Raw genomic sequence first — 13,382 nt, 5'->3', positions numbered from 1 at the left:
TTAGTCCTCGGTTTTAGGATCGTTTGGCCCCGGGATGACGATTGGCGGTTTATCAAATTCATCATCGCCAAGCGGTTCAGGGAACCGTTGATCCTCTGAGAGTGGCTCTTTGCCCACGACCTCACGCATTTCCTCGGGTGTAAACAACCATTCAGAGCCGCCCATCTTCTGATTGGCATCCGCCATCTTGGTCACACGGTCGATCTTCTCAGACATTGAAGCCTCAGTGAGATCAGACCAGTCGAGATACCAATCCTTTTCAGGCAGTATCTTGAAGCGCTCCAAACGGTTCACAAAGTCCATGATGTTCGGGCGAACTGTGTTGTTCCGCCGAGACATGTTGGTCTGAGCCCACTCGTTCGCGTCCTCGGTGCTTGCCCGCTCACCTGTCTGCGAACCAACAAGGATCTTCACTGGCATAGAGATAGACGCAGCAAAGGACTGTAGTGCGATGGCGAAGAAGTGCTCAGGACTTGGCAGGGTGACGCTTAGGCTCTTGGCCTGCATGCCTTGGATCATCAGGAGCTTATCGAATCCCTTCTGCCAGTCCTCAACCTGCTCATTCATCTTGTCGGCCAGTTCCTCGACCGGGATACCCATGGCCTTAGCCATTTCTTCGATCTTAGCCTCTGGATCAACTTCAAGAACCGGAGCTGACTTGGCGTTCTTCCAGAAGCCCTCACCGCCTGCACCGCTGATCTTTTCCAGTGTAAGCAGATCGTTATAGCCAGGCTCAAGCAGCGACTTACAGTCCATCGTGCCATCGCGTGACCAGATCACTACCCGGTCAGGGTGAAGCTGGAACTGTCGTGGCTGATTGTTGGTGTTGTCGCCTACGCTGGCTTCGTTGAACTGAAACATGAGCGGCTGACCGTAGGTCTGGCTCGTCTCATCCGTATCCCACTGAGAAACTTGAAGCTGTCCTTCCCAAGCTGGGACGACTTCAACAAGGCCGAGGATGCCCCCCGGCACAGTATCGACCGGTTCGGAGAATGTCTTGCTATCGCCCAGACGAAGGATCAAACCGCCGTATCTGCCAACCAATGAGCGTCTATCGGCCTCTGCAATGCGGGACCATACCCGAAGATCGGTAAAGCGCTCGCGGATTTCCTTCTCGACTTTGGTTTCTTCCGTTGACTGTCCTTGTGAACCGTCCCGCTGCTTCTCTTGCAGAAAGGGCGCATCCTGCCATGTCTTGAGAATGGTCTTATCTACACCGGCTGCCGCTACACCATTCCGGCAATACATCCCATACAGCATGTCGAAGCTGATGAACTCAGGATAGCCAAAGTCAGCATAGTGATTATGCTTTGCCGTCGCGAAGAAGCCCGGAAACATAACGTCGAGCCGACGCGCCGCAGCATTAGCCAAGGCTCGAATAGGGTTCATCTGTGCCTCTTTGTAAGGAAAATCGATGCGCTTGGCCCTCGCTTAATCATTGGCGAAACGGCATATCTCAGCGCATCAATGTAGTGATTGTTTGCATCTACAAGCGTCGGCAGCACATCACCTGTCAGACGATCCACCTTGTAGCTGTATAGGCGCATTTCCTTGATTGTCTCGACGCAGCGCGGGTGCACTACAATTTCACGAAATGAACGGAGGAACGCAATACCGTCCTCTACGCTACCCTTCCATTTATCAACCGGCTCAGATCGAGGAAGGCCGTGCCGCTTTAAGTGGCTGATACTTTCAGGCCGCGCATTATCCCATCGAGTGGCGTATTGATCAAAGCCACTGATGTGTCGCAAAATGAAAGGCGACGTGTCATCGAGTTCTAAGCCAACCCGCCCAGCTTCGTGACTAATGTAGAGAACATCATCATTGATCCAGCAACGAATTGCGGCTGTAGGGTCTTGCGCAAAGCCAAAGTCGCCACCTTGATACGGTCCATCCCAATTAGTTTTTAGTTCAAACTCTGCAATCCGATACTTTCCTGCAAAGACCTGCGCATTCGAATTTTCGAGATATGCGCCTTCCCATACGTGGGCATAGGTATTCGGGTCTAATCGTTCCTGTTCGCGTTTACGGAGCGTTTCCAAACCCACAGGAAAGAACGGATTGTCGTTCCAGTTCATTTCCGTGACGATTGCATTGGCTGGCGCGTTCTTGCGGAAACGCAAATCAACCGGTGAGCCGTCTAGCCGCGGGTTCCAGATCGGCCATAGTTCTGATCTGGGCTGACGAAAGACAGTCGCCTCCAGTGCCAGCCACGAAACCTCCGGCACGTCTTCAGCTTCTTCGACAATCGTCAGGTCGATTTTTGCCAGCGATTTGATGCTGCTCACACCATGACGAAGACCGCGAAAGATGAACTCTGTACCGTTCGACCCTCGCAGATAATCAATGCCAACGTCATAATGCGCCTCAAGCCAAGGCTCGGATGCTATCGCCGCTTTTAACTCAGCGTGAAAGCTTTCCTTGATGGATGCTTGAAACTCGCGGGTGCAAAGAACGCGCAGAGGCTCAGCATAACCCCATACCGCAGCCATTTTTGCAAAGTTAAATGACTTCCCCGAACCACGACCACCATATGCGCCACGATATTGAACAGCTCCACGCGGCTTACTGAATATCGGCACCAGTTTCGGCGGCAACCGTATCATTGCTTCCGTCATCTGCTGCCACGATCCTGATTGTTGTCGGCTTTGGTGTCATACTGCCATCGCTTGAAGTGTGATCCACTTTGGCTTTCACAGGCGCCTCCAACCCGAATAGCTTCACCTTGCCATTGACGGCAGAAACTACCGCGCTTGGATTGCCGGTTTTAAAAGCTAGCTGTCGAGCCGTTTCGTATTCGTCTAATGCCTGCTGGCGCGTGTAAATCGAATGCCGTTCTGCATGCTCACGGAGTTCCTGGAGCCTCAGGGTAATCTTAGGGTTGTCGAGAAGCTGGCATGCTTCGACATATATCCACTGATCCTTGGCATTCTCGCTCACATCATATGACCGGCGATAAGCTTCTGCTGCATTTCCTGTTTCAAAGAATGTGAGAGCGAATGCCTCTTGTTTTGGTGTGAGACTCACGGTTGTATTCCTGATGGGTAATGGAGGAGCGTTGATTCAATTGATATTAAGGACATATTGAATGCCATTTCGTACAGACCAGTTTGTTGGAACATACAAGCCAGAGCAGCTTAGAGCCCTGCAACGCGCATATGTCGAAACCTGTGTGCTGCTTAATATTTCTTCGCCTACAGCGGCAGAAACCCTGAAGATCGCGAAACAAGTTTACAAGATATACGATAGCGGTATTGAAGACCCTTATGAGATTGCTCGGATAATTCGACACGCTGATAGCATAGATTAGAAACTATTCACTAAATGTATAAAACCTGCTCGTTGGCAGGGTTAAATGGTGGGTTCATTTCTATGATGATCGTTGTATTATTATAGCATATTACATGTCGGAGACGCAGTATGAGTGACAACAGTTTCGTTGACCTTATTGGCAGTGACGGCCAAATCTACCGGGGTATACGATTATCCGTTGACATAAACTCTCCGGATCAAACTTGGGGTCGCATGAGCAAAAGCCAATCCGCACATTACTACTACGAGTTGGATGACGGAAGATCGACAGAACTTAACAGGTTTGGGGAACATGTTATAATGGGAACTTCTATCATTCTTAAGCCAGTCTAGGGCTTTGCATACAAACACTATAAACGCTGAGAGCGAGAAGCTTGGTGGTCATCTTTATCCCCTTACCTTCATCCCATCCGCCACAAGATTTCTTGTGCTTTCGTTGATCCAGCGTAATACACCTTCTAGATCACGGTTCAGCGCGTCATAATCGATCACGATCTTGCTTGGACCTGCTTGAGACGCATCGAGAAACATCTCACTTTGCGACCATGCTCGATCACCCATTGTCACACTGCCCTTGACCGTCTCTCTGACGTTCTCCGGCCTTGGCAGCGCCATTGCAGGAACGGCAGCGGCTACAGGCGCGAGGCTAAGCATTCGCAGGAATGTGCGTCTAAGCATGTCAGATCCTCAGTTGTTCAAAGGAAAAGGAATGATCCATTCGGTACGCACTTGAACTTTCCGTTCGATCCGGGAACGAACTTCACGCGATGCCGATACGTGTACACAACGAACAGAACTGCCATGACCTTCAGCATTCCATCCTCCTGATTAGCGTTTAACCGGGCTTGCCCACTTCACACTGCTTAATGCAAGGCATTGCCTCGGAGCGGCCAGTGTTGCTTCTTCTGCACGAGTGTAGCTATTGCCTCATCGCCCGGCGGGATGATTGAAGGAGTGCCGCTCCCAGAATTAGAAAAGCCCCGCGTGAGCGAGGCCGTTCCCGATAATTTATCTTGCATTTTTTGCCGCTTCGTTGTTCTCCCTATACGGGAGGAGAAGAATAATGCCATTTAAAAGTGCATTGTATAAAGGTATTTTCACACCCGAAGATTTAGCGGCTGTGCAGGAGGCCTATAACCTATGCTGCGAAATACTCGGGCGGTGCCCCACAACCCATGACGACAAAGACCAATTGGCTCGCTACATAATTCGTATCTTCGACCAAAGCGACGGGAATATCGAACTAACCGCCAAACGAGCTGCCGATATCATTAGGATGTTTGACTAAGTCAGGCAGACCAGACGCTATCCCGGCTCTTTGGCTTTCACCAAAGCAAGCTGACCTATCTATCCAAGTGCGTTTTGCGCCCCTGCTTTCAGCGCCGCCGTTCTGATTGAGAACCGCCGCGTACCTTGCGCTATCTGGATGCAAAGCAGTGGCGGCGGTCATGTCATGTTTGCGAGCCTATCCGTAGACAGGGCGGGAATGAATGTCTCCCTCTCGCATTCCGTGTGCGCCGAGCGCCAAATCTCTCGGTAACTCTACACCCTTACGGGGAGGACGGCCTTGGCATTCACCGCGTCTCGCACATTCCGTTGAGGCGTTGCCTCGAATTCTACAGGTGGGGTAGCAGCCCCACACTGTCGTTCTATGCCGAGTAGCCGCTCGAGATAGAAATTAGGCAGTCAGGAACCCTTGCGAGTTCTCCCCATCATGCGGCGTACCGCGTGATACTTTGGCGCTGTGGGAGGATTTGCACCTCCCGGCAATCAGGTGGAAGCTGATAGCCTGCTACTTGCACCCGCTTATCCGTACACCTTCGACCAGTCACGCTGTAGGCGCTGCCAGTCATCAGCCATATTCTCAGCTATGGTCTTTTGCTTCCACCACTTCCGAGGATTGCCACACATGAAGCATGAGCAGCTTTTCAAGTGGTCGGCATGTCGCGCCTTATCGTCACGTGGATAGACGCGCTTTGCTTTGGCTTTCATTCTCAGCTTGTCAGCTATCCGGCGCGCACGTTTTGCAATCATCGCAGCACTCGAATCAAAAAGCGGCTCGAAAGCCGCTGTAAATCACTGGGCGCAGTATTGCACCATACACGAATCATGCCTTTCCCATGCGCACATGTCAAGTAGATAAGAAAGCGGCCCGTAGGCCGCTCTGTTATGCTGCGATTTGCTGAGAGGTTATTGAACTTGCTATCGACCGTAAGACGTCAATCATTTGATCTTGTTCAATGTAACTGTGGCCGGTTTCGAGAGCGTCAATCACGAACAAGGACTGCAAAGCGGCGTCACGCAATGAAGAAGGCTTGAAATTGAGGATTTTCATCTCAATCTCTTTTGTCTCCGCACTGCACTTTTCCGCGTATCTACAAGCTTTGTTCCGGCCTATCTTGTCCTCAACAGACCTTCTGATGGATTCCTGTTGAGCCAATTCGGCTTTTTTCTCCGCACGATACGCTTCTGTTTTCGAGAGCAAACTCTCTTTAACCAGTGGCTTGCTGATAAACATCAACTGAGTTTCGAGGTTCCGATCGATATATTCATCTATCGCCAAGTCGCTATGAACATACAATGGCAACAATTCGTATTCTCCATCGTCCTTCTTTTTCCCGCGCTGCCTACCGATTTGCACCTCTGGGGTAGATAATTTGCGCAGTTCAGGGTGGTCATCGAGAGTGTCGACAACTCGCCAAGCCGCATCATCGCGGCTCCAAGCAAACTCATGCTGTTTAATCAATGCCTCAATTTCACTCACAACGGGAATCGCCGCAGCAACAGGTGAAGAAACGACAAGTGCAGCTGCGCGGAAGAACGTTCTCCTGTTCATTAGACCGCCCTCGCCGCTTGCGGAAAAGCCTTAGCAAGAACGGTCAGACCTTTCGGAGTGACGCGAACCTGCGTTTCAATCCATTCCGTGCCGTCTGGCTTCGGCCCTGTGCGCACTTTATGCTCCAGATAACCAGCTAAAATCTTCGACTGATAGGCAATATCGCTCTTTGTGCCAGCGCGACGGTAAGTCCAGCCGTTTGTTGTCATCCACTTGCACAGCATATGCGGGGCTACACCGAGGTGTTTTGCCGCTTCTGTTCGTGTGAAACTGCCGTGGGCTTCCGCGATCTGCTCCAGCGCCTGAACTGCTGGCTGCATCGCTTCAACCTGACCTTCAAGTTGAATAACCTTCTCGCTGTACGTAAGCAGATAATTGCGCAATGCAGCCGGATCATTCGCAAAAGCAAGGGACGGCTCCGAAGCTAACTTTTTCAGTTCCTGTTCCATGGCATTGAACTGGGCCACGTACTTGAGCTTGAACTTAAGTGCCTTCTTGCCAGTAAAGCCCATTGCCAGCAAAGCGAAGCCGTCGCGGTCAATATCATACGATCGGTATGTCTGACCGTTGGAAGGCTCAACATATGGGGTCTGCTCAAAATTGAGCACACCCAGATTCGGCTCGCTCTTGATCAGGTTGTCGATATCACGAATTACGTTTCGGTGTTCTTTGCCAAAATAGGCAGCAACATCACGGCTATTTGTGAATACGCCGCCATCGCGCTCGAAGACAACTGGATCAGTCTCGATCTCGACATTCATCGCAACTGTTGATACGGAATTGGTATGTGTGCTATTGTGCATGACATATTCCTATTTTGCTTGGGATGGAGAAAGGTCGAGGATCACGCTCTGCAAAGCGCCTCGGCCTTTTTGTTTTCTTGGACATAGAGCGGCAAAGCTCTGTCCAAATGGAAAATCAATTCCGCATTCATTGAGCGTTTATTCAATTCTGCCGAGGCCTTAAGCCTTTCTCTTAAACCGTCCGGCATCCTGACATTGAAGCGCTCGGCTATTTGGCTTGGGTACATCTACAACTCCTTTGTGTCACCGTGACACCTATATATATGTCACAGTGACACATAACCTGCAAGCGTAAAGATGTCACCGTGCCACGATTTTCACAATTGGCCTTTCGTGCTTATGAATATGTCACCATGACAGTATCAACAGGACGAGAAAGCGATAAGTTTATGCTCCGTTTCCCAGAAGGGATGCGGGACCGCATCCGTGCGGAAGCTGAACAGAATAATCGCTCAATGAACGCCGAGATTATTCACCGTCTTCAAACTACGCTTGAAATGGACACTTACGAGCCACAGGTGAATGCCCATGCGGAAACAGAGGATGATGCCTTTAATCGCGCACGCAGTTTGTTGAATGAGGTTGATGCATTACTCGCAAATGCGAACAAGCTCCGTAAGAGCAAAAACAAGTAGCCCTCGACTCCCGGTTGCGACTCGGCTTGATTGGTTGAGTTAACAACGGAGGGGCGGTCACTATGGTAAAAGATGGGCATTTAGCAGCTCACAATGCGCATCAGTTTTTGGATCGGTCGATCCTTGTCATGCTGATAAAGTCAGGAGTTCTTTCAAAAGACGTCGCTGTTTCTTTTTTGAGAGATCAAGTGAAACAGTTGTACGACAGCGGCCAGACTGAAGAAGCGAAACTGATCCATAATTTCGTTGACGTTCTGGAGGCTTCTCTGACTGAAATAGAGAGCGGAGTGAAGCATTAAGCTGCTCTGCTGCCCACGCTGCGGCGCTATCCATCATCATTATTTCCTTTCCATTATCTTACTGCTATTCATTCGCTGTGCCGGGTGGCACTGAGGGGGATTCATGAGTTACGTTACTGCTTTGCTTATTGGCGCTGCGCTCGGCATTATCCAATTTGCTATCCGCTGGCTAAAGCAACCAGTCTTCGGAGGCCACCCGATCCAAGCAATGGTGTTTATGGTATTCGTGGGCGGGCTAATTTATGGAACTGTTATCTGGCTCGTAGCGAAGCTATTCTAATCGCCCTCTGCGGCAGGACGGGCTAAGCCGCCCACCCTCTTATCTTTGCGTTAGAATATCCCCACCGGACAGCCAGCACATCTAAACAACCTCGCAGGCTATCGGTGGCGTGGTCTCGGCGTCGGCGTTCTTTTCCTGCTATGTCTTCAATGGTCATTCCCATGCCTGCTGTACGGACTACCAGCTCGTAGCCGAGAATGCCTAGAAGATCGGAGCATTTTTTCAATTCAACGCCTGCCTGCAGCTGTCTGTCTGAAATATCTTGCGCGTTCTTACCGCCGTCAACTTTGGCCCTGGAATAATCGATTGCCTTGGCTCCTGCGCCACCGATGGCCTCCCATAGTGAACAAAAAGTCTTAGCAGCTCGGATCTGAGCCACGCTTAGATGACCACGTGCCGCCATGCTGGAAATTGCGCTTTCCTTCGCATTCAAAGCGGCCCTTATCTTTGGCGGGTTTGTACTGCTTGCATTGTGCGCCCTGCTATAAAAAGGATTATCAACGTCCATGAAGACGATATCCTCTTTAGGCTTCCACTGATTGGCTCTTGCTTGAGCCTGTTCCAGAAGCCTTAACTTTCTGCGTTCTGTTTTGGTCTTCGCCGCCATAGTGTTTCCTCATCGCCTGGGGTTATGCTTAGATGCGCTTCACGTTCACAACGAAGTTTCCAACCTCGTCGCCTCCGGTAGTCACGCCATGAAGTTCGATTTCGGCTCTATCTCCCACTTGCAAGTTTGAATGCAGAGCGCAGCACATGGAGATTGAGGCCACGGTCATAGGGGTTGACTTCCCATCCTTTTGAGAAGCGATGTCTACGAGCTTCTCGTTTATGCGCACTGGCCACGACTTCGCGTAGTAGGTCACGTTCGGCGTCAAATTTGCTGCACGACTGATTAGCCATCTGACCATTCGCTTAATTCGTCCCATCGCCTTCTCCTATGCCGCTTGATCGCCGGGGCGTTCAAACCGTGCTTTCTTTCTTGTTTCATGGCTGCGCACGATGTGAATGCGGCGCTCAACTTCGGATTCGTTAATCCTGAGAATGGCGGCTATTTCGTAAGTGTCCTTGCCTGATCGGAATAGCCAAAGCGGACAGGTGTGGGGGCTGTAAGCCGTCATGATGGAGCCTCCCCGCGAGCTTTGGCGAGGGCCTTGTTAGCCATGTTGATCCAGCAATCGAAACCGGCTTGCTCTTGAAGACCTGCGATTTCACAATCCCTGACGAGACGGTAGAGCGCCTCATAAAGCTCTGGCGCTGCGGAGATTAGGTGGGCTGTAGCATCCATCTCTGCTAACTCAGATTGATCGCTCTCATTCCATCCAATATCGATACTACAAACATCGTAATCACCATCTCTAACAATGTGCCTACGATCTTCATCGTAAACCCACGGCCCCGGCGTAAACTTTGTATCGGCCATTATGCTGCCCTCCCTGCTTGCTTGAATGTGTCGCTTGGCGCGTTCTTGAGATTGTCGAGATTGAATTCCTTGCCGTTGGCTTCCGCTGCTTGCTTGAGACGAGCCATGGAAGCCTCTGGGCTTGTGTCGTACTGGTCGCTGCGGGTTTCTTCTGCCGCGTTGTCGAGGCGCTGCTTTGCCTTTGTGGCTTCCCACTTTGCAGTTACGCGGGCGCGGCTTTCTGGCGTCCATTTTGCCCGAGTATTATCTGCTGCCATTTCCTTGAGAATACGGCGCTCGTAGCTGTCTCTGGCACGGGCTTCGAGGATCGGCTTCATCACCTTGTCACATTCCTGACGAAGCTCTGGCGGGCTTGGGAGAAAGGCGTGGCCGAGCGAACCCTGCATGATTTGCTTCGTTGCTGTCTGGAGGCCGTGGCGTGTCACACCTTCGAGAGCCATGTAGAAACCAGCAATGTTGACCTGATCGTCAGCCGAAGCCCTTGAGGGCAGGCTTGAAAGCAAGGTCAAGCACTCGAACATTTCCTGCTGGCTGGCCTTCGCTGTGAAATCCTCGGTTTTCGCTATCTGGTTCATTTCTCAAAACTCCAAGTCGCCTTGCTTCGTCGCGTATTGCATCCCCGATATTTCGAGGCTTTGGAGGCGGTTCGTTTCGGGCTGTGGTGAACTTCGGATCGGCTTCATCGAGCCAGCACTGGCCGTTGAGCCACGTCGAAGCGTGTTTCGTGAATTCAGGGTTTTCGCCTTGGCGGCTGGCGGAATAGCGCCGAACGCCTGCCATGATCGTTTCCAGATCGTTTTGCTTTCGAGCAGCACGGAATGCCTTGAGAGCCTGCCCCTTGCCGACACGGCGGGGATAAGCTGGCCAAAACTGCTGTTCAAATTCGCTTTCGAAATCTGGCTTGATCGTTACATCTGAACGAAGTGAAGATGTATTATCTGTATCTGTATCTGTATCTGTATGGTTGAACGCCTGTTGAACGTCCGTTGAACTCAATCGTTGATTTTGTTGCCTTTTTTCGGCACTTGCTTTTCCTGCCTTGGAATTAATTTTCAACTTGTGCGCACGACTTGAAATTTCGGCTTCGGCGCGATGGTTGGAAATCATGCCGTCAACAAGATCCAGCTTGCCAAGCTCAATGAGCTTTTCGACTGTCCTAACGAACGTTGCTTCACGCATGCCGCAATAGGTTGCGAGGCGCATGACGTGATATTCTACCGGCCCGTTTTCTTCATAGATGCGGCAAAGCATCATAGTATAGACGCCGACTTCCTGAGCCGACAGGCCTCGAACGCCGTGCATGAAGTCAGACGGGTAGAAATCAAAATACGGGATGCGGTCTTTGCTCATTTTGCCAACTCCACATCAATGCCGAGATAAGCTTTAACGAGCTTGCGCTTGAGCTTGAAAACCTGTGTTTCCACGCCCTTCACATCGATCACGCGAAAGCGGTCTTCTTTGAAATCCCAAAAGGCAAAGTCTGCCTTGTATGTCGTGATAAGCTCGCCCTTCGGGCCGAGGATGGCGAATGGTCGCTGTAGCTCTACGCCACCGACTTCACCGGCTTTCTCACGCTGTTTGAGTTTGGCATAATAGGCGGCTTCTGCCTTGCTATCGAAGCGGATGCCGTCGATGACAGTTTTCTTAGCTCCGTACTTGTTGGGCTTGGACGTCTGGCGAAATTCTGCTGCTGACATTCTCATGCTGCCGCCTCGCCTTCTGCCTTGCGGGCGTCAATCTGCTGTTCGAGAACTTTAACGACCTGCTTGCGATGCTGGAGGATGCGCTGATGCTGCGCGATCCAATTCTCAGGACGCGGCGGCTTTGAGCGCTGGCCTTTGCGAATAAGGCCTTCCATAGAAGACACTTCGCCTCTGGCAATATCGTGCATCTCGCGCAGGGTAAGCATCATTACCTCACGCAAGACGATAGGTTTGAGGACACTCTGGCAATAAGCCAACGCTGTCTGGCGCTATGAAGCCCTGCTCTTTGAGCCAGCGAAACGTTGCCCCCCCTACCGGACGAGCATCTCGCGACATGAAATAGAGATAGCCTTCGATGGCTTCTTTGCTCTCTGAAATCTGGCAAACGATAACGTCACCTGAGTTCAGGCGTCCAAGCGTAGGCTTCACGTAATGCGGGATTTTCTGCGCTTCCATTACATTCTCCATAGGAAATAGAAGCCGATCGAACCGATCAGCAAGATTGTCAGGGCGGTTGAAAGGGCTGAGACGAGTGCGGCGTGAAAGAGGTTCATTTCTTATCGGCCTCCATTCGCTCGAAGATTTGTTTTCTTCGCTTCTTTCGCTTCACGAAGAGACGCCAGAAGCTGCGAAGCCTCGCCGACCAGATCTTCCATATCAGCATCGCCGCTCACCGCTTTTTCGAGTTCAAGATCATGTTGGAGTTGCGCTATCTGGCGCTCGCAGTAATCAAAGTATGCGGACTGGACGCGCTTGAAGATTGATGCTTCAACCGTCTTTGACCGGCCAATGCGCAGGTTATTTAAGGTCCAGTAAGACATGCCGTAGCGACGGCTTAAGCGCTTGAGGGCATTACTATGATCACCCCACCCTTTCGCCTCTCTGTCTGTCATTTCGCGGACATAACGGCCCGCCATCTCGCAGCTACTCATCTCGCGCTCCGAAACCATTTGATGTTGCTGTGACTGAAATTTTGAGTCCGTCATGCACAAAGCCTCTCGCTATGTTCCTGATCAGAGACGACAGGGACACAACAGAAGGACGGACATGGTTGAACACATCGGCTTCGCAGCGTGGCGCGTTTTGCAGAACGCACGAAAGGCCGCGATAGCCCGAAGAAATGGCGCGGATGCTGAAATGCGTGAACCTGCTTTGTTCAAGGTTAAGAGGGAAACCCCGGTCACGCGCCGCCAAGAAGCACCCGCTACAGCCGAAGAACTTGGCGGACAGGCATTCGCGCCCAAAAGATCGCGCACTAAACGCTCGGCTGATTTGTGAATTTGAATTGGACAGGGTGTTCCTCATCGCCGCCTAATCCTGTCCTGAAAGGAGAGCCTCACCGGTACTCGTTACATGTCCGGTGAGGCTTTCTTCGTCTGCCGCTTGGGAGGCGGGAGAAGCAGACGAAAGAGAAACAGTTGCGGGGCTTTCACCCGCTCCGGCATGGTTCGCGCTACCGTCTTCCGGCTCTACCGGGATACCTACACGGGCGTTTTCCGCTGCCGCACTTCCAGTCTCAAAAGAGCTTTCCGTGGCGCGGTCCATTACTGTCGCCTTTTCAGGCGAATAGGAGTTCTCATGCGTGTGCGTAGCAAGCGCCGTGCCATTTTCGTATTCATTCAAATACAAATCGAAAACAGTGTTGGCGGCTTCAATTTCCTCGCGGCCTTTTTTCTCGACCTTGCGCAGATAGGCGACGAGCTGACCGGCGGCGGTCTTGTCGTACCCCTCGCCTTTCATTTCCGCGTAGACTTCGCGAATGTCAGCTTTGATTGTGTCTTCTTCCTCTTTGAGGCGAAGAACACGGTCGATGAAAGATTTCAGCCGCGAGTTGCTCATGCGTTCGCCCTCGTACGGGAGCGCTTGGCAGACGGAACTTTGCCATTCTGCGCCAGCAACGAAAGCAGCTTCATCGCCGGTCCACGTGGCTTCATGCCAGCTTCCCAGAGAGATACTGTGCTTTGGTCAACGCCGATTGCCGCCCCAAGCTCAGCCTGGGTCATCTTCAATGTGGCGCGGAGGTCTTTGACATTGATTGTTTGTTCCATACGCGAACTATGGAAAACTCATAGTCATTTGGCAATGAGTTTCTCA

At 51.4% G+C, this 13,382-nt stretch carries 24 protein-coding genes; 5 read left to right on the top strand and 19 right to left on the bottom strand.

The window, feature by feature from the left end:
• From H5024_RS14565 to H5024_RS14555, 3 genes are read right to left on the bottom strand one after another with little or no spacing between them, the layout of a single operon-like run.
• The gene (locus tag H5024_RS14565) at positions 1-1,389 is read right to left on the bottom strand and encodes a phage portal protein (protein WP_187547889.1); all 1,389 of its coding nucleotides are present in this window, start codon (positions 1,387-1,389) and stop codon (positions 1-3) included.
• A complete protein-coding gene (locus tag H5024_RS14560; RefSeq protein WP_187547888.1) occupies positions 1,386-2,618 on the bottom strand; it encodes a phage terminase large subunit in 1,233 nt (410 codons plus the stop codon). Before H5024_RS14560 ends, H5024_RS14565 begins: the two co-directional genes overlap by 4 nt.
• Positions 2,566-3,027 carry a terminase small subunit gene (locus tag H5024_RS14555; protein WP_187547887.1) on the bottom strand — a complete coding sequence of 154 codons (462 nt, stop codon included), beginning with the start codon at positions 3,025-3,027 and terminating at the stop codon, positions 2,566-2,568. Before H5024_RS14555 ends, H5024_RS14560 begins: the two co-directional genes overlap by 53 nt.
• A gap of 61 nt (positions 3,028-3,088) precedes the next feature.
• Between H5024_RS14555 and H5024_RS14550 the strand changes: the two genes are divergently transcribed.
• A complete protein-coding gene (locus H5024_RS14550) occupies positions 3,089-3,310 on the top strand; it encodes a hypothetical protein (protein ID WP_187547886.1) in 222 nt (73 codons plus the stop codon).
• Positions 3,311-3,699: 389 nt separating this feature from the next.
• On the opposite strand, the gene H5024_RS14545 is transcribed toward H5024_RS14550, so the two are convergent.
• The 5 genes from H5024_RS14545 to H5024_RS14525 form a co-directional block, all read right to left on the bottom strand.
• Positions 3,700-3,990 carry a hypothetical protein gene (locus tag H5024_RS14545; protein ID WP_187547885.1) on the bottom strand — a complete coding sequence of 97 codons (291 nt, stop codon included), beginning with the start codon at positions 3,988-3,990 and terminating at the stop codon, positions 3,700-3,702.
• A 1,128-nt stretch (positions 3,991-5,118) separates the two neighbouring features.
• Positions 5,119-5,346, bottom strand: coding sequence for a hypothetical protein (locus tag H5024_RS14540; RefSeq protein ID WP_187547884.1), 228 nt, complete (start codon positions 5,344-5,346; stop codon positions 5,119-5,121).
• Positions 5,347-5,479: 133 nt separating this feature from the next.
• Positions 5,480-6,148 carry a hypothetical protein gene (locus H5024_RS14535; protein WP_187547883.1) on the bottom strand — a complete coding sequence of 223 codons (669 nt, stop codon included), beginning with the start codon at positions 6,146-6,148 and terminating at the stop codon, positions 5,480-5,482.
• On the bottom strand, positions 6,148-6,951 hold the full coding sequence (locus tag H5024_RS14530) for a phage regulatory protein/antirepressor Ant (protein ID WP_247875296.1): 804 nt from the start codon (positions 6,949-6,951) through the stop codon (positions 6,148-6,150). The genes H5024_RS14535 and H5024_RS14530 overlap by 1 nt, the downstream gene beginning before the upstream one ends.
• Before the next feature lie 41 nt (positions 6,952-6,992).
• The gene (locus tag H5024_RS14525; protein ID WP_187547882.1) at positions 6,993-7,178 is read right to left on the bottom strand and encodes an Arc family DNA-binding protein; all 186 of its coding nucleotides are present in this window, start codon (positions 7,176-7,178) and stop codon (positions 6,993-6,995) included.
• A 126-nt stretch (positions 7,179-7,304) separates the two neighbouring features.
• Here H5024_RS14525 and H5024_RS14520 point away from each other — a divergent pair, with 126 nt between their 5' ends.
• From H5024_RS14520 to H5024_RS14510, 3 genes are all read left to right on the top strand, one after another.
• Positions 7,305-7,586, top strand: coding sequence for an Arc family DNA-binding protein (locus tag H5024_RS14520; RefSeq protein ID WP_187547881.1), 282 nt, complete (start codon positions 7,305-7,307; stop codon positions 7,584-7,586).
• Between the two features lie 62 nt (positions 7,587-7,648).
• On the top strand, positions 7,649-7,885 hold the full coding sequence (locus H5024_RS14515) for a hypothetical protein (protein WP_187547880.1): 237 nt from the start codon (positions 7,649-7,651) through the stop codon (positions 7,883-7,885).
• Positions 7,886-7,988: 103 nt separating this feature from the next.
• The gene (locus H5024_RS14510) at positions 7,989-8,165 is read left to right on the top strand and encodes a hypothetical protein (protein WP_187547879.1); all 177 of its coding nucleotides are present in this window, start codon (positions 7,989-7,991) and stop codon (positions 8,163-8,165) included.
• 22 nt (positions 8,166-8,187) lie between these two features.
• Here the strand turns inward: H5024_RS14510 and H5024_RS14505 are convergent, their stop codons facing one another.
• The 9 genes from H5024_RS14505 to H5024_RS14465 all read right to left on the bottom strand — a co-directional run bounded on the left by H5024_RS14505 (position 8,188) and on the right by H5024_RS14465 (position 12,220).
• Entirely contained in the window at positions 8,188-8,772 is a 585-nt protein-coding gene (locus tag H5024_RS14505) for a hypothetical protein (protein ID WP_187547878.1), read from the bottom strand.
• 328 nt (positions 8,773-9,100) lie between these two features.
• Positions 9,101-9,283, bottom strand: a complete 183-nt coding sequence (locus H5024_RS14500) for a hypothetical protein (RefSeq protein ID WP_187547877.1) — start codon at positions 9,281-9,283, stop codon at positions 9,101-9,103.
• Positions 9,280-9,585, bottom strand: a complete 306-nt coding sequence (locus H5024_RS14495) for a hypothetical protein (protein WP_187547876.1) — start codon at positions 9,583-9,585, stop codon at positions 9,280-9,282. Before H5024_RS14495 ends, H5024_RS14500 begins: the two co-directional genes overlap by 4 nt.
• A complete protein-coding gene (locus H5024_RS14490) occupies positions 9,585-10,094 on the bottom strand; it encodes a hypothetical protein (RefSeq protein WP_187547875.1) in 510 nt (169 codons plus the stop codon). Before H5024_RS14490 ends, H5024_RS14495 begins: the two co-directional genes overlap by 1 nt.
• Positions 10,054-10,935: a DUF1376 domain-containing protein gene (locus H5024_RS14485; protein ID WP_187547874.1), complete on the bottom strand. Its 882-nt coding sequence runs from the start codon at positions 10,933-10,935 to the stop codon at positions 10,054-10,056. Before H5024_RS14485 ends, H5024_RS14490 begins: the two co-directional genes overlap by 41 nt.
• The gene (locus tag H5024_RS14480; RefSeq protein ID WP_187547873.1) at positions 10,932-11,288 is read right to left on the bottom strand and encodes a DUF1064 domain-containing protein; all 357 of its coding nucleotides are present in this window, start codon (positions 11,286-11,288) and stop codon (positions 10,932-10,934) included. The genes H5024_RS14485 and H5024_RS14480 overlap by 4 nt, the downstream gene beginning before the upstream one ends.
• Positions 11,285-11,497: a hypothetical protein gene (locus H5024_RS14475; RefSeq protein ID WP_187547872.1), complete on the bottom strand. Its 213-nt coding sequence runs from the start codon at positions 11,495-11,497 to the stop codon at positions 11,285-11,287. The genes H5024_RS14480 and H5024_RS14475 overlap by 4 nt, the downstream gene beginning before the upstream one ends.
• 4 nt (positions 11,498-11,501) lie before the next feature.
• Positions 11,502-11,744, bottom strand: a complete 243-nt coding sequence (locus H5024_RS14470; RefSeq protein WP_187547871.1) for a hypothetical protein — start codon at positions 11,742-11,744, stop codon at positions 11,502-11,504.
• 101 nt (positions 11,745-11,845) lie between these two features.
• Positions 11,846-12,220 carry a hypothetical protein gene (locus H5024_RS14465; RefSeq protein WP_247875295.1) on the bottom strand — a complete coding sequence of 125 codons (375 nt, stop codon included), beginning with the start codon at positions 12,218-12,220 and terminating at the stop codon, positions 11,846-11,848.
• Positions 12,221-12,335: 115 nt separating this feature from the next.
• On the opposite strand from H5024_RS14465, the gene H5024_RS14460 reads away from it, so the two are divergent.
• Positions 12,336-12,566, top strand: coding sequence for a hypothetical protein (locus tag H5024_RS14460; RefSeq protein ID WP_187547869.1), 231 nt, complete (start codon positions 12,336-12,338; stop codon positions 12,564-12,566).
• A 33-nt stretch (positions 12,567-12,599) separates the two neighbouring features.
• Here the strand turns inward: H5024_RS14460 and H5024_RS14455 are convergent, their stop codons facing one another.
• Positions 12,600-13,127 (bottom strand): GapR family DNA-binding domain-containing protein, encoded by a 528-nt coding sequence (locus H5024_RS14455; RefSeq protein ID WP_187547868.1) that lies wholly within the window; start codon positions 13,125-13,127, stop codon positions 12,600-12,602.
• Positions 13,124-13,336 carry a helix-turn-helix transcriptional regulator gene (locus H5024_RS14450; RefSeq protein ID WP_187547867.1) on the bottom strand — a complete coding sequence of 71 codons (213 nt, stop codon included), beginning with the start codon at positions 13,334-13,336 and terminating at the stop codon, positions 13,124-13,126. Before H5024_RS14450 ends, H5024_RS14455 begins: the two co-directional genes overlap by 4 nt.
• Positions 13,337-13,382 lie beyond the last annotated feature (46 nt).

It is taken from the genome of Ochrobactrum sp. Marseille-Q0166 (assembly GCF_014397025.1).
GTDB lineage: Bacteria > Pseudomonadota > Alphaproteobacteria > Rhizobiales > Rhizobiaceae > Brucella.
This window is presented reverse-complemented; position numbering and strand designations above follow the sequence as displayed.

What these genes read in the sequence shown, in the direction of transcription:
- H5024_RS14565 (WP_187547889.1), bottom strand. Translation starts at nt 1,389, where the DNA reads ATGAACCCTATTCGAGCCTTGGCTAATGCTGCGGCGCGTCGGCTCGAC.
- H5024_RS14560 (WP_187547888.1), bottom strand. Translation starts at nt 2,618, where the DNA reads ATGACGGAAGCAATGATACGGTTGCCGCCGAAACTGGTGCCGATATTC.
- H5024_RS14550 (WP_187547886.1), top strand. Translation starts at nt 3,089, where the DNA reads ATGCCATTTCGTACAGACCAGTTTGTTGGAACATACAAGCCAGAGCAG.
- H5024_RS14545 (WP_187547885.1), bottom strand. Translation starts at nt 3,990, where the DNA reads ATGCTTAGACGCACATTCCTGCGAATGCTTAGCCTCGCGCCTGTAGCC.
- H5024_RS14540 (WP_187547884.1), bottom strand. Translation starts at nt 5,346, where the DNA reads ATGATTGCAAAACGTGCGCGCCGGATAGCTGACAAGCTGAGAATGAAA.
- H5024_RS14535 (WP_187547883.1), bottom strand. Translation starts at nt 6,148, where the DNA reads ATGAACAGGAGAACGTTCTTCCGCGCAGCTGCACTTGTCGTTTCTTCA.
- H5024_RS14530 (WP_247875296.1), bottom strand. Translation starts at nt 6,951, where the DNA reads ATGCACAATAGCACACATACCAATTCCGTATCAACAGTTGCGATGAAT.
- H5024_RS14525 (WP_187547882.1), bottom strand. Translation starts at nt 7,178, where the DNA reads ATGTACCCAAGCCAAATAGCCGAGCGCTTCAATGTCAGGATGCCGGAC.
- H5024_RS14520 (WP_187547881.1), top strand. Translation starts at nt 7,305, where the DNA reads ATGACAGTATCAACAGGACGAGAAAGCGATAAGTTTATGCTCCGTTTC.
- H5024_RS14515 (WP_187547880.1), top strand. Translation starts at nt 7,649, where the DNA reads ATGGTAAAAGATGGGCATTTAGCAGCTCACAATGCGCATCAGTTTTTG.
- H5024_RS14510 (WP_187547879.1), top strand. Translation starts at nt 7,989, where the DNA reads ATGAGTTACGTTACTGCTTTGCTTATTGGCGCTGCGCTCGGCATTATC.
- H5024_RS14505 (WP_187547878.1), bottom strand. Translation starts at nt 8,772, where the DNA reads ATGGCGGCGAAGACCAAAACAGAACGCAGAAAGTTAAGGCTTCTGGAA.
- H5024_RS14500 (WP_187547877.1), bottom strand. Translation starts at nt 9,283, where the DNA reads ATGACGGCTTACAGCCCCCACACCTGTCCGCTTTGGCTATTCCGATCA.
- H5024_RS14495 (WP_187547876.1), bottom strand. Translation starts at nt 9,585, where the DNA reads ATGGCCGATACAAAGTTTACGCCGGGGCCGTGGGTTTACGATGAAGAT.
- H5024_RS14485 (WP_187547874.1), bottom strand. Translation starts at nt 10,935, where the DNA reads ATGAGCAAAGACCGCATCCCGTATTTTGATTTCTACCCGTCTGACTTC.
- H5024_RS14480 (WP_187547873.1), bottom strand. Translation starts at nt 11,288, where the DNA reads ATGAGAATGTCAGCAGCAGAATTTCGCCAGACGTCCAAGCCCAACAAG.
- H5024_RS14475 (WP_187547872.1), bottom strand. Translation starts at nt 11,497, where the DNA reads ATGATGCTTACCCTGCGCGAGATGCACGATATTGCCAGAGGCGAAGTG.
- H5024_RS14470 (WP_187547871.1), bottom strand. Translation starts at nt 11,744, where the DNA reads ATGGAAGCGCAGAAAATCCCGCATTACGTGAAGCCTACGCTTGGACGC.
- H5024_RS14465 (WP_247875295.1), bottom strand. Translation starts at nt 12,220, where the DNA reads ATGAGTAGCTGCGAGATGGCGGGCCGTTATGTCCGCGAAATGACAGAC.
- H5024_RS14460 (WP_187547869.1), top strand. Translation starts at nt 12,336, where the DNA reads ATGGTTGAACACATCGGCTTCGCAGCGTGGCGCGTTTTGCAGAACGCA.
- H5024_RS14455 (WP_187547868.1), bottom strand. Translation starts at nt 13,127, where the DNA reads ATGAGCAACTCGCGGCTGAAATCTTTCATCGACCGTGTTCTTCGCCTC.
- H5024_RS14450 (WP_187547867.1), bottom strand. Translation starts at nt 13,336, where the DNA reads ATGGAACAAACAATCAATGTCAAAGACCTCCGCGCCACATTGAAGATG.